Source organism: Bacillus sp. LQ16, from assembly GCF_057784645.1.
In genome coordinates this window covers 1,710,427-1,735,506 of sequence record NZ_CM173491.1, presented here as the reverse complement: position 1 = coordinate 1,735,506, position 25,080 = coordinate 1,710,427, and the positions used below count along the sequence as shown (strand labels likewise).

Below are 25,080 nucleotides of genomic sequence, written 5' to 3'. Positions count from 1 at the left end.
CTTATTGAAATACTTTCTTAAATTGTTTTCCTATTTCATCTTGCTCTTTCTCAACTGTTTTCCAATCAATATTTAATACTCGAATCTCTTCTACATTTGGTCTATTTTCAGCTTTTATATCTGTTCTACCAGGCAATAAATACGCTTTAGAAACTTGTTTTTGTACATCATCGGATAATAAATAATCAATAAACTCTTTTGCGCCTTCTACATTTTTACTATCCTTCATAATCCCCGCTGCGCGTGGACTAATAACTGTTCCGCTTTTTGGATATACGATATCAACAGGTTCACCCTTTGCTTTTGCGCTGTACGTCATATAATCAACACCCGCAATTACCATATCTTTCGCACCTGTTACAACTGGGTCTAACGCTTCCTGATTTGCTCCTGCTACTGTAACTTCATTTTTCTTAAGTTGTTCAAATAAATTCCATCCATCTTTTCCATTCTTTTTCACATATCCAGTTACAAAGTCTAAAGCTGAACCTGAAAGTGCTGGATCTGGAAGATTCACTTTTCCTTTCCATTCCCCTTTCGTTATATCGCTCCAATCTTCAGGCGCTGTCTTCACATTTTTTGTATTGTACACAATCCCTAATGCTGAAGCACTATACCCGAAATAATGTCCTTTATCATCTGACCATTCAGAACGCAGCTTATCAGCTTGTTTCGCTTCTTTATAAGCTAACGTTTGACCCTCTTTCTTTAATCCTTCCATCGCTGGTAATGATGCAAGTACGACTACATCAACGACTGGATTTTTCTTTTCAGCTTCCATTCTCGCTAAAATTTTACCAGTTGTCCCTTGAAACATTTCCACCTTTATACCAGTTTTCTTTTCAAAGTCTTTTTGAATTTTTTCTGCTAACCCTTTTGGCCCTGCACTATATACAACAATTTTCTTTTCAGTCGTATTTTTACTTTTTGCATCTGCATTGCCTGTCTTTGAACTACACCCTGTTACTACAGCCGAAAATAATAAAGTACATACAAATAAAGACTTAAGCGAACTGAATTTCTTCATATGATTCTCCCCCTATATGATGAATACATTTTTTTGGCACATATAACGATACTGGTTTACCGATGCTTAATTTACTATTGTGATAAGCTGTCCATATTCCGAGTGCCCCCATGTTTACTTTTATTTCATACCGTTCTCCTACATATGTAACGTGCTTAATTTCACCTGTATACATTTCGCACACTTCATTTTTCGTCCAGCTCACATGCTCTGGACGAACCATTTTTTTACCCTCTACAAGCCAATTCGCCTTACCAACAAATTTGGCAACAAATTCATGAGACGGTTTCACATAAATATCTTCCGGTGTTCCTTTTTGTAATACTTCTCCTTGTTTCATGACAATAATTTGGTCTGACATTGACATTGCTTCTGTTTGGTCATGAGTGACATACAGTGCAGTTAAACCAATGGAATGAACGATATCCATAAGCTCTATTCTCATTTCTTCTCGCAAAATTGCATCGAGTGCACTTAGCGGTTCATCAAACAAAATAAAATGAGGTTTTGTTACAATTGCTCTAGCGAATGCGACACGTTGTTGCTGTCCACCAGAAAGTTCGTGTGGATACCTTTTCTCCATACCTTGCAGGCGAACTCGCTTTATCGCATCTTCTACTTTTTCTCGCAATTGATTCGTTTGCTTTGTAGCTCTTAAACCAAATGCAACATTTTCAAAAACAGTCATGTGCGGCCATAAAGCAAAATCTTGAAATACCATACCGATATTCCGTTCATGAGGAGATGTCTTTATCTTTTTTGCAGCAGAATACATGCACTGGTCTCCAAAATATATTTCTCCCTTATCCGGTTCTTCAAGCCCTGCTATCATTCTAAGTAAAGTCGTTTTTCCACACCCCGAAGGTCCTAAAAGTGTAGTGAATTCCCCTTGTTTCATTACAATCTGCAACGTCTTTAACGCCTGTATTTTTCCAAATGCCTTTTCTAATCCACTAATTGTAATATCCATTGCTTCACCTCTCTCCCCTCATTCTTAACCTGCTTTCATTCTATATGGAAGATTTATACTGAATGTTAATGTACTGTAAAGATTAAATTAAAAAACTTCTAATAAACTATTTATTTCTATAGATTTTTTCTATAGTTAAAATAAAAAAGGCGGCAATTCATAATGAATCTCTTAAAATTAGAAATTGTAGTACTTATTAAGAAATACAAAAAGCTTACAATCGTTGCAGAAAAACTTGGCGTTAAACAACCAACTATTACATTTCATATAAAAAGCTTAGAAGAAGAACTCGGTGTATCTCTATTCGAATTACGTTCTGGAAGGTATTTCTTAACAGAGGCTGGTGAGGCTTTGCACCATTATGCTTGTAAAATAGATGCACTTATGAAAGAAGCCAGACGTGTCACGCAAGAGTTTAAAGATTTTCATAAAGGTGCTATAACAATCGGCGCTAGTTATGTACCAGCGACTTATCTTTTACCAGAAGTCGTTCATCAATTTCAATGTGAATTTCCCAATATAAAAATAACGCTACTAGTGAAAACAGCCCCTGAAATTCGAATGATGCTACAAAATCACGAAATCGATCTTGGGATAATTTCCGCTGCTCCATTTGATGAACCACTTTTAAAACAAACGAATATAATGCCCGATACACTTGTTCTTGCCTTTTCCAAAGAACATCATTTTTCAAAGAAAGACAATGTATCGTTACAAAATATCGAAAAGGAACGCATACTATTGCATCGTAATCCATCTACAACGAGAGATTTACTTACACAATGGACGTTGGCGCACAACATTACATTCCAATCTGAAATTGAATTAGACTCATTAGAAACGATGAAACAAATTTTAAAATATGGTAATGGAATTGCCTTTATTTCTAAACTTGCTATCGAGCAAGAAATACAACGAAATGAGCTATGCTATATACCAATCCCTGAATTTGAATTTCAGCGTAACATTTATACGATTCATCATGAGGACAGATGGAATTCTAAAATCATTTCTTTTTTACTACAGAGCATCACTTCATTTGCAACAAAAAATTAAAAGGCTGTCGTTATGCACGACAGCCTTTCAAACTATAAATCTATTTATTTTTCTTTGCCTCAATTTTTGCTTGCGCCTCTTCAGCCTTATCTAATGCTTCTGATACTTTCTTCTCTTTTTCTTTCACTTCATCTATACTATCGACAGCTTTAATAATTTTATCGATTCCTTCTTCTTCTACTTTTCTACGCTTTGCCACTCTTTCATTTACTTTCTCTTCCACATCTTTTGCTTTTTGAAGCATATTCTCTGCATTTGATGTTACAGCTTTTTCAAGTTCAGCATCTTTTTTCTTTTGTAACACTTCATTTGCAATGTCTTTCGCTTCTAAATACTTACCATCTTTTAATGCTGTTGCTCCGTGATCCATTTTCTCAGCAACTTCTTTATATGATTTCGCTTCATTTCCTGATTTCTCTTTTTCTGCTTTTTCGAACCACATTGTTGCATCACTATACTTTTCATCTTTCAATGATTGCATACCTGTTTCAATATATGTGTCATAATTGCTACATCCAGCCATTACGACTAATAGAAAAAGCATAACAAAACTTAATTTTTTCATGCTGTTGTCTCCTTTTCTTTGCAAGCTCACTTTACTTTAACATACATGAAAAAGAGTTTCAAAAACTAAAATACTAATTTAGTCATTTTTATAATGATAAGTCAAATTTTTATTATTTTCTTATTTTTAAGCGGACACATCTACTTGTTTTTTCGCCATATGTTGCTTTACTCCAACTAATACAACTAACAATAACCCTCCGCCTATTGTCATCATAACAATGCTAGTTGGCAACATATCTAATAGTAGTCCATATACAATCATACCAAGTGGTGCGATTGCAGTCGCAATTGTTTCAAGTAGGCCAAACACACGCCCTAGATAGCTCGGATCTGTCGTTTTTTGCATATGTACTTGCATTGGAATGTTTACAATCATAATTGCTATACCAGTTAACATCATAAAAGCAATATAGTAAATAAAACTTGCTACTTTTGGAATGATAACTAACAACGGAAAGACTGTACATAAACTTAAACCTGCAAACAAAAACAGTCCAGTATAAATAGAACGAAACGGATTATTCACTTCTTTACTCACTGATAAAGCAATCGCTCCCATTAGCATCCCGACTGCTAACATTCCCTCTACAGTACCGAGTTGCTTTGAAGATAAATGCAATGTATGGACGATAATGTACGGAAGTGCAACTGTTAGACCACACGCAAAAAAGTTTACCCACAATGCTATTTTCATTAAACCATATATTTCACGTTGTCTTTTTACATATAAAAAACCTTCTTTTATACTCGTCAAGAAATGCTCTGTACTCTCAGCCACTTCTTTTTTATATAAATCAAATACGATAAATAATTGCAAAATAACTGCTAAAAAGAACGTAATACTATTTAATAGGAAAAACGATTTAATTGAAAAGAAACCATATACAACTCCGCCAATAATCGGCCCTAAAATATTTGATAAAGAAGCCGCCGTTTGATTTAAAGCACTCGCTTTTTGAATACGTCCTTCATCTACTAAACTCGGAATAGACGAAGTTAATGCAACGGAATAAAAACTTGCACAAATTGATAATAATGCTGCTGAAATATAAATAAAAAGAAGTGATGGTCCAAATATAGTAGCAAGAATAAACATACTAAGCATCGTTAAACTACTTAATAAATCAGTACCAATGACAAGCCATTTTCGATTCACACGGTCTGCTACAGCACCAGCAATTGGGCCACAGATCATCCTTGGAAGTGATCCGCAAACGAGCGTAATTGCAAACCCCATCCCTGAACCAGTAGTCTTTAATACATATAACCCCATTGCGAACGTATAAATACCTGCGCCTAATAAAGACGTCATTTTTCCAATCATCATTAAAATGATATTTCTAGTTGCAATCTTCATTCTTGAATCATGTTGTCCTATACTTATATCTCCCATTTTTGACTCTCTCCCCTTAAAAGTTAAATTGTGTTAAACTTATTATATAATCAACTTTCCAATTTTCACAACAAAAAGTTAAATACAATTAAACTTCTTGAATATAAAGGAGCAATAATATGGCAACTCTCGGTGAAAAAATTAAAGCATTACGAAAAGAAAAAAAGCTTACGCAAACAGCACTGGCAGGTTCGGAACTGACAAAAAGTATGCTTAGTCAAATTGAAAATGGAAAAGCTACACCTTCTATGAAAACATTACAATATATTGCGGAAAAACTTGAATGTGAAACTAGCTTTTTATTAGAAGAAGATGAAGAAGAAATTGTGGAACTCATTCAAAAAATGGAGCCATTAATAAAATCAAATAAATGCGATGAAGTATACAAGACTTTACTACCTATCGTTCAAAAAGAACTACCCCTTACTTTAAACACAGCACGTTTATATAAACAGTTCATAACTGGAGCGGCCATTATGAACGATTACAATATTGAATATTACGTTGAAACAGCTGTTTCTATATTTGAAAAATATACTTTGTATCGTGAAAATACTGAAACGAAACTACTGTTTTACTATATGCTCTACAAACGGAAAAAATATAAAGAATGTTTACAGTTGATTACCAAAATTCGCGATGAATATAAAACGAAGAATTTAGAAATGGATCTCATTACACATATACAACTATACTTAAAAGAAGCCATTATTTTACTCGCATACGGCAATTATAAAAAATGTGAAAAAGTCATTTTAGATGCACTTGCATTTTCAAAAAAACATCAAGTGTATTATAAAACAGATGAATTTTATCGCATTTTATCTTACCAAAAAGTCATTACAGCTGATAAAGAACAGTATTTATATTACATAAAAAAATCGGAGCAATTTGCCATTTTTACAGAAGATATTCTATCCATTGCGATTATTGATATTTTAAAAGCTTACTACTACAACACAATTACTAATGAATATACAATCGCATTAGAACATCTAGAACAATTCCGAGAAAAACTAAAAGATGAACCAATCTTTCAAGACGATGGATTATATTATCTTGAAAAAGGAAAATCTTTGTATGGCTTAAAACGTTATAAGGAAGCTTTGGCAATATTAAAACACGCTACCATACCAGATTATATGACTCATCCACTTGATCAATCGTGGGTATTAACAGCCGGGTCTTATCGTGCCCTGTGTCATATAAAACTTCAAGATAAACCAGCTGCTCTGAAAGAAGCAAAAGAAGCAGTTCAAACGATAGATGGTTATCCTGATTCCATCTTCACTTCATTTATTAAAGAAACATTACAAATAATACAAAAACTTTAAGAATGTCTCTAAATGGTATATTATTCCTCTTTTTTAGCAAAGATAATAATGATGGGAGGAATATAAATGAATATACAACGTGCAATAGAGCTTTCTGTGTCAGCAGAGCAAGCTAATGTTAGTTTTCAAGGCATGCCTGTTATGATTCAACACGTCGATGAAAGCAATGAAACCGCCCGCATATATGAAGTAAAAAACCCAGGACGCGAATTAACTGTTCCAGTTAATAGCTTAGAGGAAATATAAGAAATGCCACTTCTCTTTTGAAGTGGCATTTTTCTTATGAATCAAAAATATAACTATTATTTCTTCTAATTTTTTAAACTTATAATAAGAAAATGTAAAATTTATACTATAAACCTATATTTTGTGATAATGTATGATTTGGAAATAACTAAATCTTTATAAATGAATAATATAAAGTTTTTCCTATTTCCCACTCTACACATAAAGGAGGAATTGTATGAGCCTTTCTATATACGAAGGTTTAGGTATTATTTTTTTCGTAATCATTATGACTTACGCCCTTGCACACAAATATTTATGGTCAAAAAAATTACTTATTATTCTATTTCTCATTTGTAATGCTATTTATCTTATTTGGCGAACTTTTTATTCGTTACCAACTATTAATCTCATAAGTATTATCGCTGGTATTATATTGTTAATTACAGAATGGGCTGGTTACTTACAATCTATCGTTTTCAGCATTGTTTCATGGAAGCCATATAAACGGAAAGAAGTACCATTATCCACTTTTGAAAAACTACCTACTGTCGACATATTTATTGCAACTTACAATGAACCGATCGATTTGTTAAAACGTACTGTAGCTGGTTGTACGTTGATTACTTATCCGAAAGAGTTACTAAACATTTATATTTGTGACGACGGGCGCCGTGAAAGTGTAAAGCAACTTGCGGCAGAGTTTTCTGTTCATCACATAACTCGCACCGAAAATAAGCATGCAAAAGCTGGAAATTTAAATCATGCGATGCTTCATTCAAAAGGTGATATTATCGTAACAATGGATGCTGATATGATACCACGAGCTAACTTTTTAGAGCGAACGATTGGTTATTTTTCTAAAAATAATGTTGTATTCGTTCAAGCACCACAAGTTTTTTATAATGCTGATCCTTTCCAATATAATTTGTTTTTTGAAGATAACATCGCCAATGAACAAGATTTCTTTATGCGCCAGTTAGAAGAAGGAAAAGATCGCTTTAATGCTACGATGTATGTTGGTAGTAACGCTCTATTTCGCCGCACCGCTCTTGAAGAAATTGGAGGATTTGCGACTGGAGTTATTACTGAGGATATGGCAACTGGTATGCTACTACAAGCTAACAAATGGGAAACTATATTTGTCAATGAAACACTAGCTGTTGGATTATCCCCAGAAACATTTAGTGATTTATTAAAACAACGTGATCGCTGGTGTAGAGGGAACATTCAAGTCGTAAAAAAATGGAATCCTTTTACTATAAAAGGATTATCTTTTATGCAGCGTCTTTTATATGCAGATGGAATCCATTATTGGTTTTTCGGTGTTTATAAAATGATATTTTTACTAGCACCGCTATTATTTTTAGTATTTGATATTTATAGTTTAGAAATTAATTTTATGCACTTATTTATGTTTTGGGCACCTGCCTTTTTAACATCACAGCTTATTTTCAAAGCTGTTTCTAATAAGAAACGCACAACTACGTGGAGTCATGTGTACGAAGTTGCTATGGCTCCTTATATGGGATTTGCTATTTTATCAGAAACTTTCTTACGTAAAAAATTTCAATTTCATGTGACAAGAAAGGGAGTTCAAAATAATACAAGGCATTTTTTATGGATTGCAAGCGTCCCTCACCTCGTATTACTCATTTTAACAATTATTGCACTGATTCGGGCAACACTTATGCTCTTATATCCTGAGCAATATCATATTGAAAGAGAGAGCTTATATATTAATATTTTCTGGGTACTATACAACGGGATAGCTATTGTCACTTCACTATTTGTAGCATTTGAAAGACCGCGTTTTCGAAATTCAGAACGTTTCGTAGTAAATTTACCAGGTACTTTATATGCCGAAGATATGATCATTTCTTGCCATGTCCTTGATATTAGTGAAACGGGGGCACGTTTTGAATTAGATCCCTCCATTCCATTTGAAACTTTATCAAGTCTATCTTCCTATACGCTATCTTTTGGCGAGGTAGAAAAGATTCATAGTACAAAAAAATGGATTCGGAGACAAGAAAATTCTGTACAAGTTGGTGTATCATTTGATGATGTATCCCATGAGCAATATTGTAAACTCATTCTTCATCTATTTAGTAAACCGGTTAATGACCGGGTGGAAAAGGTGTACGATAAAGCATTTCTTACACTAGCAATTGCATCTTTCATAAAAAATACCAAAAAAGCACCAAGACAATTTCGCAGGCAACATATACGTGAGCAACTGATGTCTTCTGGAACATTGCATATGAATGGGATGCCGATTGAAGCGACCATTGTCGACTATAGTACAGGTGGGTGCCAAGTACAAACGAACACCCCTCTTGTGATTGACCAAATTATACAAGTAACAATGGAAGAACGTAATATTCAAAAGAGAAATGCACAAGTATGTTGGATTCAAAAAAAGGGTCGTAAAATATATGCTGGATTAAAATTCACAGCGTAAAAAAAGAAAAGAAGCGTACTGCTTCTTTTCTTTTTTACATGCTAAAATACTTATTAAAGGGGGATTTTATATGGAAAATGCTTCACAAAAGGCGAATCATTATTATGCGGTGATATTCACTTCTAATTTATCAAATGATACAACAGACTATAATACCGTTGCCGAAGAAATGGAGGAACTTGCAAAGCAACAACCTGGATTTTTAAGTGTAGAAAGTGCACGAGGTAATTCTGGACTCGGAATAACAATTTCTTATTGGGAATCACTTGATGCGATTGAAAATTGGAAAAAGAACGCCTTACATAAAGAAGCGAAAAAAAGAGGTCGTGAGCAATGGTATGAAAACTTCCACCTGCGTATTTGCCTTGTTGAGAAAGAATTTAAGTTTCATAGAGGTACTTTATAACTATGAAGAAAAAAGTAGCTCTCATTGTTGTTCATGAAATATATGGTGTGAACGACCATATGCATCACGTTACCAACCACTTTACTTCATCTCATATAGACGTATTCTGTCCTAACCTTCTACAATCGCAACATGCATTTCATTATAGTGATGAAGAAAAAGCATATGAACATTTTGTAAATCATATTGGATTTGATTATGGAAAAAAGCAAATTGAAGAATTCATTTCTCATCTTTCTAGTAGTTATACACATATTGGTCTTATCGGCTTTAGCGTTGGAGCTACCGTCTCATGGCTATGTAGTAACAATCCGAAAATAGATTTTATTATCGGATGTTACGGTTCTCGTATACGCGACTATGTTCACATAAAGCCTACATGCGCTACACTACTTATATTCCCTGAAAAAGAAGCTAGTTTTTCAGTATCCTCTTTAATTCAAACATTGCAGCAACAAAAAAATCCTTTATTAGAAATAAAACAACTACACGGTGAACATGGATTTCTAAATCCGTACACTGAAAAATATAACAGGCACTCTACAAAACAAGCATACAATTTAATAGATTCATTTCTTGTAAAGTAAAACTTCAATCAATGGGGGATGTTCATCCCCCACCTAATCTCTTTTCTTACGTTGAGTTTTAAGGTGTGGGTCTTACTGCCCATGCGTGATAAAAACAATCTTATAAAGGAGAATCAAATGACGCTGACATTACTCTTACTTATTTTCATATTCATTGCCTTTATCTCAGCGCTAACTATCATTTTTAAAACCGTAAAAAAAGTGAGATTTTTCACCCGCCCCTACTTACAATCTATTATCATTTTCATTTTATTTTTTACAAATTGGATTTTATATGTAACAACTTTTTATTCGTTACTCCCCGAGAAAGTTAGCGAGTTCATATTCCTGCCCATTTGGTTTTTCCTTTGTATTTTAGGATTTATCGCTTTTTGGCACGAATGGAGAAATAATCGTGTGTTCTCGATATGTATTGGTTTTCTTTCCTTTATTAGTTTTCTATTTTGGTTATTGTTGTTAGTTATTTCGGGGATGTAATAGAAGAAGGAAGAAAAGCCAACTTTCAACTTTTCTTCCTTCTATGTTTACCTTTAGATTTCACTGTCACTGATTCACAAGGTGAATAATAAATTTGAGGTGTCGCCCTATCAACAAACATCATAAACGTAATAAAGCCGATAATAAAGAAAATAAACAACGTTAACAAAATTGCTCCTATCGTTAAAAGTATCATAACACCACCCCTATATTTTTCATGTTATTACACCTTTCGCTATTATATGAGCGTAATCCTTTTTAGAAAAAGAAACGTAACAAAATAATCACAATCACTCCCGTTAATACTGTGCCTAATAAACTACGAGTATATATCGCTACAAGAAATGTTGGAATTGCTGCAATAAGATAATCCCACTGCATCGTCTCATGCATAAATAAAACTTGTGCTAAAAGCGCTGCTAATATTGCAATTGGTATGTAATTTAACCATTTTAAACCCCATTCAGGAATTTGTAGTTTACTAAATACGAGTAGAGGTAAAATACGTGGCACGAGTGTAACAGCTCCTGCTGCTAGTAAAAGTAATAATACATCTAATCTCATTTCCATTTTTCAATCACCACTCCAATCGTCGCAGCTAGTAATGTTGCGATAATAACCGCTATACTATCTGGCATAAATAGGTGTGAAACGTATGCGATAATAATCGCTACAATTGCAACACTTAAATGAATTGCTAGCTTTGGTTTACTACTTATGAGCTGAAGTACAAATAACCCGATAAACATCGCTGGTAATGCATAATCCATCCCATATGTATGCGGGTCTGGTATCCACTCACCAAATAGCCCGCCAATAATGGTAGCAAGTATCCAATTTAAATACGCTGTTACGTTAAGCCCAATCATCCATCTTTCACCTAAATATCCTTTTTGCACTGCATGCTGCACTGCAACGCCGAAAGTTTCATCTGTAATTTGCGAACCGATGATTAAGTTTTTAAATAGAGGAATTTTCGTAAAGTACGGTGCAAGCGCTGCGCTCATTAATAAATGGCGTAAATTAACAAAAAATACAGTGAAAATAATTGCGGAAGCAGGAGCACCGGCTGCATACATACCAGCTAATATAAATTGGGCAGAACCTGCATAAATTAAAGTGGACATAAATGCAATTTCAATGATAGAAAAACCTGCTGTTTTTGCAATTACACCAGCTGCTATACCGATGCTCAAATAACCAAATACAGTTGGTAAACAATCTTTTACTCCTTGCTGAAATGTATCATCGCTCTGCAAAGCTACATGTGCCTCAGCTTTACTCATCCTTATCATCCTCCATTCCTTCTAAAGTTCGTTTTCCTGTTACGACATGAACTAAATCTATATTTTCACGCCATAACGTATCTAACCTATCAGCTCCAAATTCCTTTGTGATTTCTTCAACCATAATATCGTGCCGCACATACTCTGTCGCAACGAGAACTAGCGCTGGGTCATACGTTGTAACGGCCCATGAAGTGCTATCATTTGAGAAGTTTGCAATTAATACTTCCTCTCCATCACGAGCAATAACAGTTAAATGACCACCCATTCTCTTTTCAACAACGTGGGGCGTCATATAATTATGGTGAAACGTCGCTCCTATTTTTGTTTCTGGAGCTCCAAATAAGATTGAAAATATATGTACGCCTTCCTCTTCCTTTTGATGAATGTATGGCTCAATTTCATGCACTTGTTCTTCCCATACAGAAATCCATAATTCTTCCTTTGCCCTATTAATTATATTGCATATTTCTTTTAAAACACGATCATTTGAGCGAATATGCGAAATTACATCTATTTGTCGTTCTTGTTCTAAACAATTTAATTTCTCATCTAAAAATTCAAAGGACTTTTCAAAGTCTTTTCGCATTCGATTCATTAATTCGGTAGCTGGTACTGGTACATATTTAACTGGTTCAGAAGGTACAATATGCACCGCTCCTTTATCCATTAACTTACCGAGTACCTCGTAAATCATAGAACGAGGTACTCCTGTTTGTTTACTCACTTCATAGCCTGTTACTGGGGAGTGTTTTAACAATCCAATATACGCTTTACATTCATACTGGGAAAATCCTAACTTTTGTAATTCCTTTATAATTTCATCCATCGGTAACCCCTCACAATCTAAATCGCCCTTACTTCAAAACGACGATTTTGCTTCCCTTTACTTTTTACTTTATCAATAACAAGTGTTCCTATTTCACTTGTATTTTTCACATGTGTGCCTCCACAAGCTTGTTCGTCTAAATTTTCAATTGTAACAATGCGGATTTCTTGGATAGTAGTTGGCAGGAGATTTATTGCTGTTTTAATCATTCCTACAGCATTTTCTGCTTCTTCGCGGCTCATATAGCGAGTGGAAATTTCTTTATTTTGCTCAATAAGTTTATTCACTTCCTCAACAATTTCTTCTACTTCCACGCTCGATAACTCTTGTAACTCATTAAAATCGATACGTGCTTTATCAGGGTAAATTTGGTTTCCGGTGCATAGTGCTCCATACTTTTCATAAACAACAGCTCCGATAAGATGCAGCAAAGAGTGATGACGCATTAAATTATGACGTCTTTCCCAATTCATCTCTAATTTAACTGGACCTAATTTTACTTGAGCTTCACCTTTTATATAGTGAACTATTTCTCCCTGCTCCCTCTTTACTTTTTCAACTTCAAATACAGACCCATCTTGTACAATGACACCCGTATCACATTCCTGCCCTCCACCAGTTGGATAAAAAACTGTTTCTTTTAGAAATACTTTATTCCCTTCTACTTTTATCACTTCTGTTTCGCAACTCGTTTTGTATGCATCTTCTAAATATAATGCCGTTGTCATACTCTCACCTCTTTAGTAGTTATAGTTATACCTACTAATATAAAAAATAACATTCATACAGTCAACTTATATTTCAGAATTTTTAATTTCAAACAAAAAAAGCCTTTTACAATAAGGCTTTTTTCTACATGCTATTATTTTAACTGTAAAGTATTTAATATGTTCCCCGCCAAATGCTCCCGTAAAGTAGAACCTGTATACTCTTCCCTAAATACACCCGCCTTCACAAATAAAGGGATGACTTCACTAAAGAATAGATTTAGTGACTTTGGAGGTCCTCCTGGAATAGCAATAAATCCATCTAACGCCCCTGCCTCAAACCTATCCATAATTTGCTTCGCAACGTCTTTTGGTGTACCAACCGCAACCCAATGAGCCGATCCAACAACTTCTGGTCGTTCTAGTATTTGTTCAACTGTTGGTTCATTTTTAATAATGAAGTTCCGTAATAACTCGGCATGAGTTTTACTACGTACAGTTTGATCCCGACTTGGCAGCATCTCTTCCGTAATTTTACTTCCTAGCGGAATCCCTCTCGCATCTAATCCGAGAACCATTTCAAGTAACGTATATCTCTTCTCTTTTGTGAGATGTTGATAAGCTTGCCTATGCATTTCTAACGCCTCTTCATATGTATCACCTATAAAGAAATATAATCCAGGTAATACGCGTATAGCATCTTGCTTTCGGCCATGTTTTTCTGCTCTTCTTCTTAAATCTTGACGAAGTTCAATACCTGACTCTACATCTGGCGTTGCAGCAAAAATTGCATCAGCAACAGAAGCAGCAAAATTCCGACCAGACTCTGAAGCACCGGCTTGAAATAATGGCATTTCTCCTGATATATGCTGCGGAATATTAAGTGGACCTTTTACCTTAAAGTACTCACCATTATGCTCAATAGGCTTTACCATCTCTCTAATAACATCAGGATTATCTACTTTCAATACTTCATTAGGGTGACTCCTCCAAAGTTTTCTTACTAACTCTGTACATTCTGACGCTTCCGCGTATCGTTCCTCAGACGATGGCATCCCTTCCTCACCAAAGTTTTCAGCACCGTCAATGGATGTAACAATATTCCACCCTACTCGGCCGTTACTAATCCAGTGTAACGATTGTAATTGCCTTGCTAATATATATGGTGGATAAAACGAAGTTGAAGCAGTTGTAACGACTCCAATTTTTTCTGTCGCATAAGCAATAGCAGTAAACAGTAACGTCGGGTCTAAAATGACATTCCCTTTATTACGAGCAATTAAATCTGGGTGCGCCACTAAATAATCGGCTTTAAAAACAAAATCTAACTTAGCCTTTTCTGCCTGTAGTGCCAACTCTACTTGTTCATCAATTCCGGAATTAAACTCATTCTCTTGTTCTTTCTTTCTAGAAATTAAACATAATCCAATGCAAAGTTGATTCTTTGTAGACATATATACACCATCCCCTTGTTTTTAATTCACTTAGTTAAACAAATATTGCTGTCATTATGAAAATAGATAAAATGATATTGATAATCATTATCTTTTTATGATGTAACTGTAATAAAAGCAATAACAAAAAAGACTCCCACTTTTGGAAGTCCTTTATCTCAATATTTCATTCGCTTCTTTTTCATAAATTTTATCAAATGACGTCATAACGCGCTGTGATGCTTGAATCATCTTTTGATCCGTCATAAGATCGGCCATCTCTTTCGTCATATCTACATTTGAATTTTCTAGCATATGATTTTTTACTATTCCTGTTCCGTTCGGTAAATTAGCAATGTTTCCTTCTGCTAGTGTAAAGCTTTTATTTTCACGTTGTACGAGACGAGCATTCGTTTCTGCATCTACTGTTTTTGTTTGCAAACGAGCAATATTATTTTGTGTTACTTCATCATATAATGTACCGTCTGCTTGTACAGCAACCTTTGCTCCTTCCGGAATACGAATACGCTCATTATTCTCTCCCATTACGAAAGCACCTGAAGATGTTTGTAAATAACGATCACTATTTAATGTGAAACTACCATCTCTCGTTAAAAACGTTTCATCATTTTTAGAAGTAACGAAAAATGATGTTGTGCCGGCTGCGCCGTCATCTAAAAAGAAATCTGTAGCGCTATTTGTCATTTGTATATTTCCTTGTACTAAATTCACATGTGTTGCAGCTGGTACTACAGCATAATCGACCGAACCGATATTTGTTACCGCCCCATCTCCGCGGCGATATGTGTCTTGTACATCAAATACTTTAGACGTCATATTTTCTGCTTTAAATCCTGTCGTTTGAGCATTTGCAACGTTATTCGAATGAACATTAATTCGCTGCATGTAGTTCATCATACCCATAGAACCTATATAAAGACCGTTCATATTCGTTTGAATAAGGCAAGCGCCTTATTCTTCACCTCTTTTCTACGATGTTTGTAACATTTGTTTCGCTAAATGTTCAGCTGTAGCGATATGTATATTTTTCCTTATGTCTTGGCCATCTGTCATTAATACGATAGGAGCTGATGATACTGCTGGAATTTTCAACAATTCACCACTACTTGCTGTTTCATCAAATTTTGTAAACACAATACCATCTATATGAATATCTTTAAAGTTTGTAATGATTTCAATCATATCTTTACTTTTCATCGAAGCTGATAACGTTAAACAAATATAATCTGGCTCTACTTGTCCCATCGTTTCAATCATTTCTTCTACTGTTTCTGTCGTACGATAATTTTTTCCGGCTGTATCAATTAAAATATAATCGACGCGCGCTTCTTCTTTAAAATACGTAAGCGCTCTTGTCATTGCAGCTTCATCACGCACAGCAATTACTTCCGATCCAATTGTCTTTACGTTATCTTGCAATTGCTGCACTGTCCCTATGCGCGAATGATCTGTCGTTATAAAACCAACTGTTTTGTTCTTACCGTGAAATTGCCATGCCATTTTCGCAAGCGTCGTCGTTTTACCAACACCAGTTGGACCGATTAATGCAATTGTTTGTACTTCTTTTTCAAAGACGTTTTCCGTATTGAAATGAGATTTCATATCTTCCAATATGTACCTAATAACTTCTTCTTCCGTAATCATCGTTGCATTTTCAAACTTTATTTTTAACTTTTCAGCATATGCATAAATGAAATATTGTTCCACATCGTTTTGTTCTAGCATCCGAATTACCTTTTGAATAATAAACGGTACAGATTCTTGACTTTCTTTCTTTGGAACTACTTCTTCTTTCTTTACCGGAACGACTTGTTTCACAACTTTTTTCTTTTTCGGTACTTCCGTTTCTTTCGTCTGTTTCACCACGACAATTCCTTTTTCAAACAGCTTTAATAGTTTTTCTTTTTTTCTTGCCCATTCTTCACTATTTCCTGTTTGCATTGCCGCGTATGACATAGAAGTCGTTACGTTTTCTAAATTGTGCAGTACTGATTGAATTCCATTCGCCTTCACAATTTGTTCTGAAGGATCATTCACAACATCCATTAACTGTTCATGAAATTGAGCTGTACCTTCATTCACTTCTTCCTGTTTTTCTTCTGGAAAAGCAACTAACATTTCATAATCCTTTTTCCAAAAAAACGGTATATTTCGTTTTACACTTTCATCGACAACGTAATAATAATCTGTACCATATTGGTCAAATAACTTTCGATACAATTCATTTTTCGAAGCTGCTTTTATTCGCATTAACGCTTCTTTCTTTTCTGTACTTTCCATTACTTCACCCCCTACTATTCAATATAGGCAATTTGATCCACAACAATTTCTGGTGCTAATTCGCTAATACAAAGTACTTGTGCTTCTACTTGATAACGTTCTAGCAGTCTTACAATTGCAAATCTAAAATCTTTTCTACGTGTTAATAACACTGGTTCTCTTCCCATTAAACGTGCTTGCTTAAAGACGCGCTGCACTTGCTCAACGACACGTGTTTCTAAATCTAAATCCCAGTTTAACAAGTAACCTTGATATGAATTATTCACAACATCCGCATCTAACTCAATTGAATCAGAGAAGAGCGCTGCATAAATTTTTCCGTCCGGATTTTTCGCATTTTCACAAATAACTTTTGAAATACATTCACGAACAAATGATGTCACACCATCAACGTGATTTTGATACACTTCTTTTCCGTCAATAATACCTTCAATAATTGTTGGTAAATCACGAATAGAAATACCTTCTTTTAGAAGTTGTTTAATAACATTTTGAACGAGTGATAAATCAATTTCTTTCTTCTTAATCTCTTCTAATAGAACGCCATTATCATTTTCAAGCGAGTTAATTAAGTCTTTTACATGTTGGCGCTGAATTAATTCATGCAGATTACGCCTTACGACAACATCTAAATGTGTAATTAATATGCTAAGTGGCTCTAACACTTGATAGCCTTTCATTTGTGCATCTTGCACCATATGCTCTAAAATCCAATATCCATCTTCGCCGAAAATTGGATCTTTCGCTGGTTCTGCATCTAAATCAGCCATTACGTTCGGTGTTTTTAGTGCTAATAAATAACCTGATTTTAAAACACCTTCAGCCGCCTTCGCACCTTTAATACGAATAATGTAACGACCACGTGGTCTAAAGCTCGTATTATCTTTAAAGTTAATTCCAGGAACGTTAATACCGAGGTCAGTAATAATCGACTTCCGCATAAGAACAACTTTATCACGAGCTGTTTCCCCGTTAATTTTCTGCTTTACAAGTGCTGCTAAATCTAAACCGAGTTCTACAATAATCGGATATTTATCCGTAAATACTCCGAATGAATCTTCCACTTGTTGTAATTGCTCATCTTCGCCTTGAATCATTTCTAATTCTTTTTGAAGCTCGTCTTCTTTTTCTTTCTTTATTCGATTTTTATTACGAATGCCTAAGAAGATAATCGTTCCACCAACGAGTGCGAATGGTAGAAACGGTAGCGGAGTAAAAATACCCATTGCGATAAATAAACCACCTAGTGCATATACAACGACTTCATGCGCTAATAACTCTTTAAAGATACCTTCTGTTACTGTATCCGGTGAGCCGTCAAATACACGCGTTACGATAATACCTGTTGAAATTGCAAGCATTAATGAACCGATTTGGTTTACGATTCCGTCACCGACAGTTAACTGTGTATAATGAAGAGCTGCATCTGCAAAGCTCATTCCTTGCTGCATCATTCCGACAATTAAACCAAAAATAATGTTTACGAATAAAATGACAATCCCGAAAATAACGTCCCCTTTAATGAACTTCCCGGCACCATCCATCGCTCCGTAAAACTCTGTTTCCATATTTAATTTTTTACGTTTTGCTTGTGCATCTTTTTCTGAAATAATACGCTGGTTTAAATCCGCATCGATAGACATTTGTTTCCCTGGTAAAGAATCAAGTGTAAAACGAGCTGCTACTTCAGCTGTACGAGATGCACCGTTTGCAACGATAAACTGGAATATGATTAAAACTATAAAAATAACGATACCAATTAATAAGTTCCCGCCAATTACGAACTGGCCAAACTCTTCAATAACATGACCCGCATTTCCGTCTGTTAAAATCGCTCGCGTCGTCGAAACGTTAATCGATACGCGGAAAATCCCGATTAATAACAACATCGTCGGAAATGACTTTAACTCATCCCACTCGTTAATACTTGTCGCTCGCATATAAATAAGCACTGACATACTTAGTAGAAAAACGATAACGATATCAAGTATAAATGGTGGAAGTGGAATTAAGAGCGCCACAACGAATGACGCTGCTAAAAAGATAGAAAAATAGGTTCTTGCAGAATCCATCTTAAACAAAGAGATCCCCTCCAAACGCGCTATTATACTTCAAGTTCATTCGTTTGAATTAAATAGCGCATAACTTCAATTACAGCTACGTATAAATCTTCAGGAATTGTCTCATCTTCCTCGACTTGATAATATAAAGAACGAGCAAGCGGACGGTTTTCCACCATTGGTATTTCATGTTCACGGGCAAGCGTTCGTATATATAATGCGAGCTCATCTTCCCCTTTTGCAACGACAATAGGCGCCGCATCAACTTGTTTATTGTACCGAAGCACCACTGAAATATGCGTCGGGTTGTTTACAATAAACGTTGCACCATCCATCTTCTTCGCGATTGTCCCTTGCAAGATCGCATGCATAAAGTTTTTTCGTTTCCCCTTTACTTGCGGGTCCCCTTCATTATCTTTATGCTCTTGTTTCACTTCTTCTTTTTTCATCTTAATATCTTGTTCATACTCCCATTTTTGATAAATGAAATCGATAATAGAAAGAACGATTAAAATAATTAAAATTGCTAAGAAGATAAATTTAATTTGCCTAATAATTTCAGTAAGTGACGCAGTCCAGTTAAATCCAATCATACTGACGATTTTCTCTAAATTCTTTTTAAAAAGAACGTACGAAACGTAACCGATTAATCCCATATAAAACAGTGATTTCAAAATATCTACTAAACTTTTACGACTAAACAATCTCGTAAAATAGTTTTTCGGATTGATACGTGACGCTTTCGGTTTAATGACTTTAGAAGAAAATAGGAAGCCGACTTGAATCATATAATTGAATAAATGAAAAGCATATACGAGTATTAATATCGGAGCCGATACTTTCAGTAATAAAATCCCCATTAAATAAAAATACTCGGTTGAATCTGTATTTTTTCCAATTTGATCAAACAGCACCGCTACGGAATTTGCAATCTCATAACCTAGCCAATCTCCGAAGAAATAAACGACAACTGCTAATACGAGAATGGAAAATAAATTATTTAAATCTTTACTCCGGGCAATATTCCCTTCTTCACGCGATTTTTTACGCTTCTGCGGGGTGGCCTTTTCTGTTTTATTATCCTTTGCCATGCGCGTCCCCCTACTTCGTTAAGAAAAAGTTAAATAGTTTCGTATATTCTTCAAGTAATACATCCGTCATATTTTTAAACACATAACCGAGCATCGGTACACTCATTGCAATAAACAAAATACCACATGTAATTTTAATTACGTATGCATTCATAAAAACGTTTAATTGCGGAGCATTTTTTGCAATTAAAATTAGAACAAAGTTAATGATGAATAAACTTCCCATAAGCGGCAGAGCAATTTCAACCGCTGATGTGATCGCAAATAATAACGTTGCGAGTAGACTATCTAAAAAACTAGTCGTCAACAATTTTGAAATCGCCTCTGTATATTGAAACGACTTTAAAATAGTGGCAACGAAATAGTTAATGCCGCCAAGTGAAATAAAAATAATGAGAAAAAATATATCAAAAATGGTTGATAGTAAAGTAGACTGTGAGCCTGCATTTACATCAAACAAACTTGCTTGTGATAAACCGATATCAAAATCTAAAATATGCCCTGCCATTTTCGGAATGTTCCACAGCATTTCTACAATTTTTGAAAGTGATAATCCAATTACAATTTGCGTTCCTGCATAAGCTGCAACGTCCCAAACTGTCTTGATGTGAGAGACATCCACTTGATCGGCCACTGTAATTGAAAGAGCAAGTCCAACTGTAACCTTCGCCATTGCTGGAATGGATCGGCCTGAGAAAAACGGTAAAAAATATAAAAATGAAGTAATGCGACAAAACGCAAAAAACGTTGCCGCCCATAATTCCATATTCATTTCAGTTCACCTATCTTAGTACGAACGCAATAGCGATGGGATTTTATCAAATAAATCTAAAATAAGCATCGTTAACTCTTGGAACATCCACGGACCTAAAATGATAATAACGAGCACAATACTCGCCATTTTCGGTAAAAACGTCAGCGTTTGCTCTTGAATTTGCATCATTGCCATAATAACCGCGATAATAATAACGACAATCAGACTTACAACGGCAATCGGCATTAAAATCATAACCCCTTTATAAAAAAAGGTTTGGAAAATATCTATAATTGGTGACGTATTCATTTATATGACTCCTATCACATAGCATCAAACGCTTCAGGCGACCGTCTTAAACATAATATCGACAATTTTTGTATATCCACCTAAATATACGAAAACGAGTATTTTAAACGGTAAACTTAAAATCATCGGCGGTACCATCATCATCCCGAGGTACATTAAAAGTGTACTAATAATCAAATCTATAAATACAAACGCTAAATAAATGAACATCCCTGTAAGTAACCCTTTTTGAATTTGCGTTAACGTAAAGGATGGTACGAGTGTAAATAAGGAAAGATCTTTCAAATCTTTCGGCAACTCTTCTCCGCGTACTTTCAGCATCATTTTCAAATCATGCTTATACGTATGCTTTGACATATATTCTTTCATAATAGGAGCTGTCGTTTCCGCAGCTTGGCTTACTGTTATTTTCTCTTTCGTCATCGGATCCCACACATCGCTCTTCAGTTGCCCGAGTACAGGCTGCATCGTAAAGAGTGATAAAAATAATGCAAGTCCAACAAGCACTTGGTTTGGTGGTAAATTCATTACCCCAAGTCCTTGACGTGTAATCCCAAGAACGATCATAAAATAAGTAAAATGTGTAAATAATAGAACGATAGAAGAAGATAATGATAAAAGGGTAACGAGCGCAAATAGTTGTACACTTGAATTACTCGTAAACTCTTTTCCATTTTCGAAATTAATAAAACCGTTCGGGGCCGCATACGCTGGATTTACAAAAATAATTGAAAAAACGATAGAAAATACGAAAATAACGGCTAATAATGATAACTGTTTCTTTATTCTCATGATGGATCCTCTACTTTTTTCGTTTCAGTCTTCACCGCGTCTTCTAGTGCTTGTTGAAACTGATTTCCTGTTCCGGTTAATTGCACAGACTGTACACCGTTATTACTAATAACAGTGAACACTTGCTTTCCGTCCACTTCAAATAAAAAGGCACTCGTTTGATGATTTAAATACACGCCGTCTTTTACTTGAATATGGCCATTTTCACCCTGCTTAAAAAACTGCTGTTTGCGCGTCTTTTTTGTCATATAATATGCACCGTAACCGAGCGCACCAAACAGTAAAACGACTTGAAATAAGGTCGTCATATACGACATATGACTCCTCCTTTACTCTTTATCTTGCATTTGACTTTGCGCTTTCATAAGCGCCGCTTGTTTCTTATCAGCTTCAATTTCAGAAATGATAATACCAAATTTCTCGTCCATTACGATTGCTTCACCGATGCCGACTTTCATATTACTTAAATACACATCTACTTTATGTCCTAAGTTTTTCTCTACTTCCAGAACATCGCCAACTTTTAACTGCTTTACATCACCGAGCGTAATAGATGACTTTCCAAGCTTTACACCAAGTTCAATCGAAATATCTGAAACAGTATCAATATGTGCTTTGCCTGCTTCATTTCGCTTTCCTGCAAAATCTTCTAATCCCATTAATGACACAGGAGATACTTCATGCTTCATATGGATCCTCCTACTCTACAAAACTTTTAAATAGGAGCGCCTTACGCGTTCCGTCTTTTCCAATAAAACAATTAAATTTATGCTTTCCATCTACATAACCAAGTAATTCATCCGAAACTTTCGTATGAAGCGGAATAATATCGCCTTCTTCAATTTGTTCAATCTCACTCATTGTCATTTTCTGCTCACCAATCGCAACGTGAACAGGTTTGTACACTTGATTTACTTTCACTTCCACTTCAGACGTATACTTCCTACGTTTATCCGAAGAATGTTCGACAATATTTTCAGACGTTAACTTATCCATAATTTCTTCAACAGATAAGAACGGAATCCCGATACGCACCGTCGTATTCCAAAAATCTGTTTTCATATTTACATTAAGTAATGAAATGATATCGCTCGCTGTCGTAATCTTTAATGCATTCGGATCTGTTTCCGTCGTTACAAATTTCGGTTCAATCGCAACAACACTTTCAAATGATTGCTCTAAATTTTTACAAAGAAGCAAGAATATATTATCAAGCGTTAAAAACTCAAATGCTGTTAACGGTCTGCGCATCGTAAAGTTACGCTTACTATCTCCGCCAAGCCAACATTCATGAATATAAATAACGAATGCTAAATCAATCTCAATAACAATTTCTCCAAGCTCTGGTAAACCGAGATCAATTACACAATATAAATAATAATCTTTCGGCATTTTCTCCACATACTCACTCGTAAATGGAACTTGCTCAACTGTTGAAGGCTCTAGTTCAATTGGAATACGCATACGCGCTGATAACGTCTGTGACGTCTGTTTTCCAAATGTAGAAGCAATTGCTTGCAAACTACGTAAATGCTCAACACCGAACTTCTCTGGTCTATTAAAATCATACTCTTGAAATTTCTCTTGCTTTCCTGCTTCTTGTGCGAAAGCTGGCATTTCCTCGCCTTCATTTACCGCCTTCAGCAGGGCATCAATTTGCTCTTGGCTTAATTTTTCGCCACTCATGACAATCCCCTTCCCTACCTTTTCAATTCAACGATTTCAACGTACATCTTCCCATTCTTCGTCAAAATCTTTCCGGTTCCAATCTCTTCATTCTCAAGCATAAGACGCACCGTATTTTTCGTTGAATTTTCAAGACGATACAATGTACCTTTCGTAATATGAAGCAGATCTTCAATTTTCTTTTTCGTATTTCCGATTTCAAAATAAATTGTTAACGGAATATCATCTTGTAATTTCAAATCTAGCCAACTCCCATATCATGTTCACGAAAATTTCATGTTCTCTCTATATATGAAACTTCTTATTTTGAAACGTCGATATTTAATATTTTTTTAATATATCCTTGCGTTTCTTTAAATGGCGGCACGCCTCCGTACTTTCTCACATTCCCAGGACCAGCATTGTAAGAAGCAAGCGCCAATACTAAGTCGCCATTATTTTTCTTTAAATAACCGCTTAACTCTTTCACGCCACCTTCAATACTTTCAGCTGGTGAAAAGGGATTCTTCACACCCATCTCCTTCACATTCGCTGGCATAAGCTGCATAAGTCCCATCGCACCGGCATGTGACACCGTTTTCGGATTAAAATTAGACTCTACTTCAATCATTTTTTGAATTAACGTTTTCGGAATTCCGTATGTACGACTTACACGATCAATAATATCCTCATACTTCCCTTCATTGGAAGAACGTATTTTTTGAATATTATACTTCTTCGTTAATTCCCACGTATCAACAGCCTCATTTTTCGTTTCTAGGAAACGTCGTTCAAACTCTTTTTGCGCAACTTGCACTTCATCTGCTTTCTTCGTTTCAGCCTTTTCTTCAGGCTTACTCGCTTCCTCTACTTTATTAATAGATTCTGTCGGTTTATTAACAACCGCTTCTATTTTCGTAGATTGTACCGGCTGACTCATATCTTCTACTTTTGCCGGCTGCGTAGTTTCTTTCGTCTCCTTCGCAGGCTCACTCTGCAACTTCTCTTGAAAACGACTACTAACGAATGCTTGTGGACTACTTAGCTTTTGCTGAATTTGCCCTTTCTTATATGCAAGCACTTCTTTTACTATATTTCCAACTATCATAATATCACCTTTTCGGTAAACAAAGATAATCTAATATTAGAGTTTTTTTTTAAAGTTTGCAATAATCCTTTTAATAATTATGTAATAAAAAAATGAATATATTGTTAAACTGTTATTTTTTTATATTTATTAATTCGAATTTTTAGTTGACACCCGTTGTAGCAAGGATTACAATAAATCTCGAAATTGATTTTTTCGCATATTACCGTTTTTCAATTTGCAGAAAAGTCAATATAAAA

The 25,080-nt window shown here is 35.1% G+C and carries 29 protein-coding genes; 7 read left to right on the top strand and 22 right to left on the bottom strand.

All coding sequences use genetic code 11. The features are described 5' to 3' along the window. Position 1: 1 nt before the first annotated feature. Together AC3EMB_RS08860 and AC3EMB_RS08855 are read right to left on the bottom strand one after the other, a co-directional pair. The gene (locus AC3EMB_RS08860) at positions 2-1,027 is read right to left on the bottom strand and encodes an ABC transporter substrate-binding protein (protein WP_089170755.1); all 1,026 of its coding nucleotides are present in this window, start codon (positions 1,025-1,027) and stop codon (positions 2-4) included. Continuing rightward, positions 1,005-1,997, bottom strand: coding sequence for an ABC transporter ATP-binding protein (locus tag AC3EMB_RS08855; RefSeq protein ID WP_078994771.1), 993 nt, complete (start codon positions 1,995-1,997; stop codon positions 1,005-1,007). Before AC3EMB_RS08855 ends, AC3EMB_RS08860 begins: the two co-directional genes overlap by 23 nt. A 162-nt stretch (positions 1,998-2,159) precedes the next feature. On the opposite strand from AC3EMB_RS08855, the gene AC3EMB_RS08850 reads away from it, so the two are divergent. Then, entirely contained in the window at positions 2,160-3,053 is an 894-nt protein-coding gene (locus tag AC3EMB_RS08850; RefSeq protein ID WP_001050611.1) for a LysR family transcriptional regulator, read from the top strand. 40 nt (positions 3,054-3,093) lie between these two features. Here the strand turns inward: AC3EMB_RS08850 and AC3EMB_RS08845 are convergent, their stop codons facing one another. Continuing rightward, positions 3,094-3,618, bottom strand: coding sequence for a DUF4398 domain-containing protein (locus AC3EMB_RS08845; protein ID WP_000736436.1), 525 nt, complete (start codon positions 3,616-3,618; stop codon positions 3,094-3,096). Positions 3,619-3,744: 126 nt separating this feature from the next. After that, positions 3,745-5,013, bottom strand: a complete 1,269-nt coding sequence (locus AC3EMB_RS08840; RefSeq protein WP_488517632.1) for an MFS transporter — start codon at positions 5,011-5,013, stop codon at positions 3,745-3,747. A 119-nt stretch (positions 5,014-5,132) separates the two neighbouring features. On the opposite strand from AC3EMB_RS08840, the gene AC3EMB_RS08835 reads away from it, so the two are divergent. The 6 genes from AC3EMB_RS08835 to AC3EMB_RS08810 all read left to right on the top strand — a co-directional run bounded on the left by AC3EMB_RS08835 (position 5,133) and on the right by AC3EMB_RS08810 (position 10,506). Then, positions 5,133-6,347: a helix-turn-helix domain-containing protein gene (locus AC3EMB_RS08835; protein ID WP_488517631.1), complete on the top strand. Its 1,215-nt coding sequence runs from the start codon at positions 5,133-5,135 to the stop codon at positions 6,345-6,347. 66 nt (positions 6,348-6,413) lie between these two features. Then, a complete protein-coding gene (locus tag AC3EMB_RS08830; RefSeq protein ID WP_001025734.1) occupies positions 6,414-6,593 on the top strand; it encodes an H-type small acid-soluble spore protein in 180 nt (59 codons plus the stop codon). Between the two features lie 217 nt (positions 6,594-6,810). Continuing rightward, positions 6,811-9,036: a glycosyltransferase gene (locus AC3EMB_RS08825; RefSeq protein WP_488517630.1), complete on the top strand. Its 2,226-nt coding sequence runs from the start codon at positions 6,811-6,813 to the stop codon at positions 9,034-9,036. Positions 9,037-9,106: 70 nt separating this feature from the next. After that, positions 9,107-9,442: an antibiotic biosynthesis monooxygenase family protein gene (locus AC3EMB_RS08820; RefSeq protein WP_254488836.1), complete on the top strand. Its 336-nt coding sequence runs from the start codon at positions 9,107-9,109 to the stop codon at positions 9,440-9,442. A 2-nt stretch (positions 9,443-9,444) separates the two neighbouring features. After that, positions 9,445-10,029 (top strand): dienelactone hydrolase family protein, encoded by a 585-nt coding sequence (locus tag AC3EMB_RS08815; protein WP_089170751.1) that lies wholly within the window; start codon positions 9,445-9,447, stop codon positions 10,027-10,029. Positions 10,030-10,146: 117 nt separating this feature from the next. After that, entirely contained in the window at positions 10,147-10,506 is a 360-nt protein-coding gene (locus tag AC3EMB_RS08810) for a hypothetical protein (protein WP_254488839.1), read from the top strand. 25 nt (positions 10,507-10,531) lie between these two features. On the opposite strand, the gene AC3EMB_RS08805 is transcribed toward AC3EMB_RS08810, so the two are convergent. The 18 genes from AC3EMB_RS08805 to AC3EMB_RS08720 all read right to left on the bottom strand — a co-directional run bounded on the left by AC3EMB_RS08805 (position 10,532) and on the right by AC3EMB_RS08720 (position 24,841). Next, positions 10,532-10,702: a DUF3951 domain-containing protein gene (locus AC3EMB_RS08805; protein WP_089170749.1), complete on the bottom strand. Its 171-nt coding sequence runs from the start codon at positions 10,700-10,702 to the stop codon at positions 10,532-10,534. Between the two features lie 62 nt (positions 10,703-10,764). Beyond that, positions 10,765-11,076, bottom strand: coding sequence for an AzlD domain-containing protein (locus AC3EMB_RS08800; RefSeq protein WP_087986303.1), 312 nt, complete (start codon positions 11,074-11,076; stop codon positions 10,765-10,767). After that, positions 11,067-11,792 carry an AzlC family ABC transporter permease gene (locus AC3EMB_RS08795; protein WP_488517629.1) on the bottom strand — a complete coding sequence of 242 codons (726 nt, stop codon included), beginning with the start codon at positions 11,790-11,792 and terminating at the stop codon, positions 11,067-11,069. Before AC3EMB_RS08795 ends, AC3EMB_RS08800 begins: the two co-directional genes overlap by 10 nt. Then, entirely contained in the window at positions 11,785-12,621 is an 837-nt protein-coding gene (locus AC3EMB_RS08790; protein WP_488517628.1) for a TrmB family transcriptional regulator, read from the bottom strand. The genes AC3EMB_RS08795 and AC3EMB_RS08790 overlap by 8 nt, the downstream gene beginning before the upstream one ends. A 17-nt stretch (positions 12,622-12,638) precedes the next feature. Further along, positions 12,639-13,349, bottom strand: a complete 711-nt coding sequence (locus tag AC3EMB_RS08785; protein WP_029441915.1) for an alanyl-tRNA editing protein — start codon at positions 13,347-13,349, stop codon at positions 12,639-12,641. A 134-nt stretch (positions 13,350-13,483) separates the two neighbouring features. Then, positions 13,484-14,782 carry an NtaA/DmoA family FMN-dependent monooxygenase gene (locus tag AC3EMB_RS08780; protein WP_488517627.1) on the bottom strand — a complete coding sequence of 433 codons (1,299 nt, stop codon included), beginning with the start codon at positions 14,780-14,782 and terminating at the stop codon, positions 13,484-13,486. Between the two features lie 153 nt (positions 14,783-14,935). Next, positions 14,936-15,709 carry a flagellar basal-body rod protein FlgG gene (locus AC3EMB_RS08775; protein WP_001013934.1) on the bottom strand — a complete coding sequence of 258 codons (774 nt, stop codon included), beginning with the start codon at positions 15,707-15,709 and terminating at the stop codon, positions 14,936-14,938. 42 nt (positions 15,710-15,751) lie between these two features. Continuing rightward, complete coding sequence (flhF, locus tag AC3EMB_RS08770; protein ID WP_000446182.1) at positions 15,752-17,062, bottom strand: flagellar biosynthesis GTPase FlhF; 1,311 nt, start codon at positions 17,060-17,062, stop codon at positions 15,752-15,754. A gap of 14 nt (positions 17,063-17,076) precedes the next feature. Further along, on the bottom strand, positions 17,077-19,143 hold the full coding sequence (gene flhA / locus AC3EMB_RS08765) for a flagellar biosynthesis protein FlhA (RefSeq protein ID WP_029441911.1): 2,067 nt from the start codon (positions 19,141-19,143) through the stop codon (positions 17,077-17,079). Positions 19,144-19,166: 23 nt separating this feature from the next. Continuing rightward, a complete protein-coding gene (flhB, locus tag AC3EMB_RS08760) occupies positions 19,167-20,213 on the bottom strand; it encodes a flagellar type III secretion system protein FlhB (RefSeq protein ID WP_001040119.1) in 1,047 nt (348 codons plus the stop codon). 10 nt (positions 20,214-20,223) lie between these two features. Next, positions 20,224-20,985 carry a flagellar biosynthetic protein FliR gene (locus tag AC3EMB_RS08755; RefSeq protein WP_001055718.1) on the bottom strand — a complete coding sequence of 254 codons (762 nt, stop codon included), beginning with the start codon at positions 20,983-20,985 and terminating at the stop codon, positions 20,224-20,226. Between the two features lie 15 nt (positions 20,986-21,000). Next, a complete protein-coding gene (locus tag AC3EMB_RS08750) occupies positions 21,001-21,276 on the bottom strand; it encodes a flagellar biosynthetic protein FliQ (protein WP_001098080.1) in 276 nt (91 codons plus the stop codon). A 33-nt stretch (positions 21,277-21,309) separates the two neighbouring features. After that, complete coding sequence (locus tag AC3EMB_RS08745) at positions 21,310-22,068, bottom strand: flagellar type III secretion system pore protein FliP (RefSeq protein WP_001220582.1); 759 nt, start codon at positions 22,066-22,068, stop codon at positions 21,310-21,312. Beyond that, positions 22,065-22,385 (bottom strand): hypothetical protein, encoded by a 321-nt coding sequence (locus AC3EMB_RS08740; protein WP_000121178.1) that lies wholly within the window; start codon positions 22,383-22,385, stop codon positions 22,065-22,067. Before AC3EMB_RS08740 ends, AC3EMB_RS08745 begins: the two co-directional genes overlap by 4 nt. 12 nt (positions 22,386-22,397) lie before the next feature. Beyond that, complete coding sequence (fliN, locus tag AC3EMB_RS08735) at positions 22,398-22,757, bottom strand: flagellar motor switch protein FliN (protein ID WP_000680010.1); 360 nt, start codon at positions 22,755-22,757, stop codon at positions 22,398-22,400. Between the two features lie 10 nt (positions 22,758-22,767). After that, complete coding sequence (gene fliM / locus AC3EMB_RS08730; RefSeq protein WP_000012361.1) at positions 22,768-23,754, bottom strand: flagellar motor switch protein FliM; 987 nt, start codon at positions 23,752-23,754, stop codon at positions 22,768-22,770. 14 nt (positions 23,755-23,768) lie between these two features. Continuing rightward, on the bottom strand, positions 23,769-23,993 hold the full coding sequence (locus AC3EMB_RS08725) for a flagellar motor switch protein FliN (protein WP_000775712.1): 225 nt from the start codon (positions 23,991-23,993) through the stop codon (positions 23,769-23,771). A gap of 62 nt (positions 23,994-24,055) precedes the next feature. After that, positions 24,056-24,841 (bottom strand): transglycosylase SLT domain-containing protein, encoded by a 786-nt coding sequence (locus AC3EMB_RS08720; RefSeq protein WP_488517626.1) that lies wholly within the window; start codon positions 24,839-24,841, stop codon positions 24,056-24,058. Positions 24,842-25,080 lie beyond the last annotated feature (239 nt).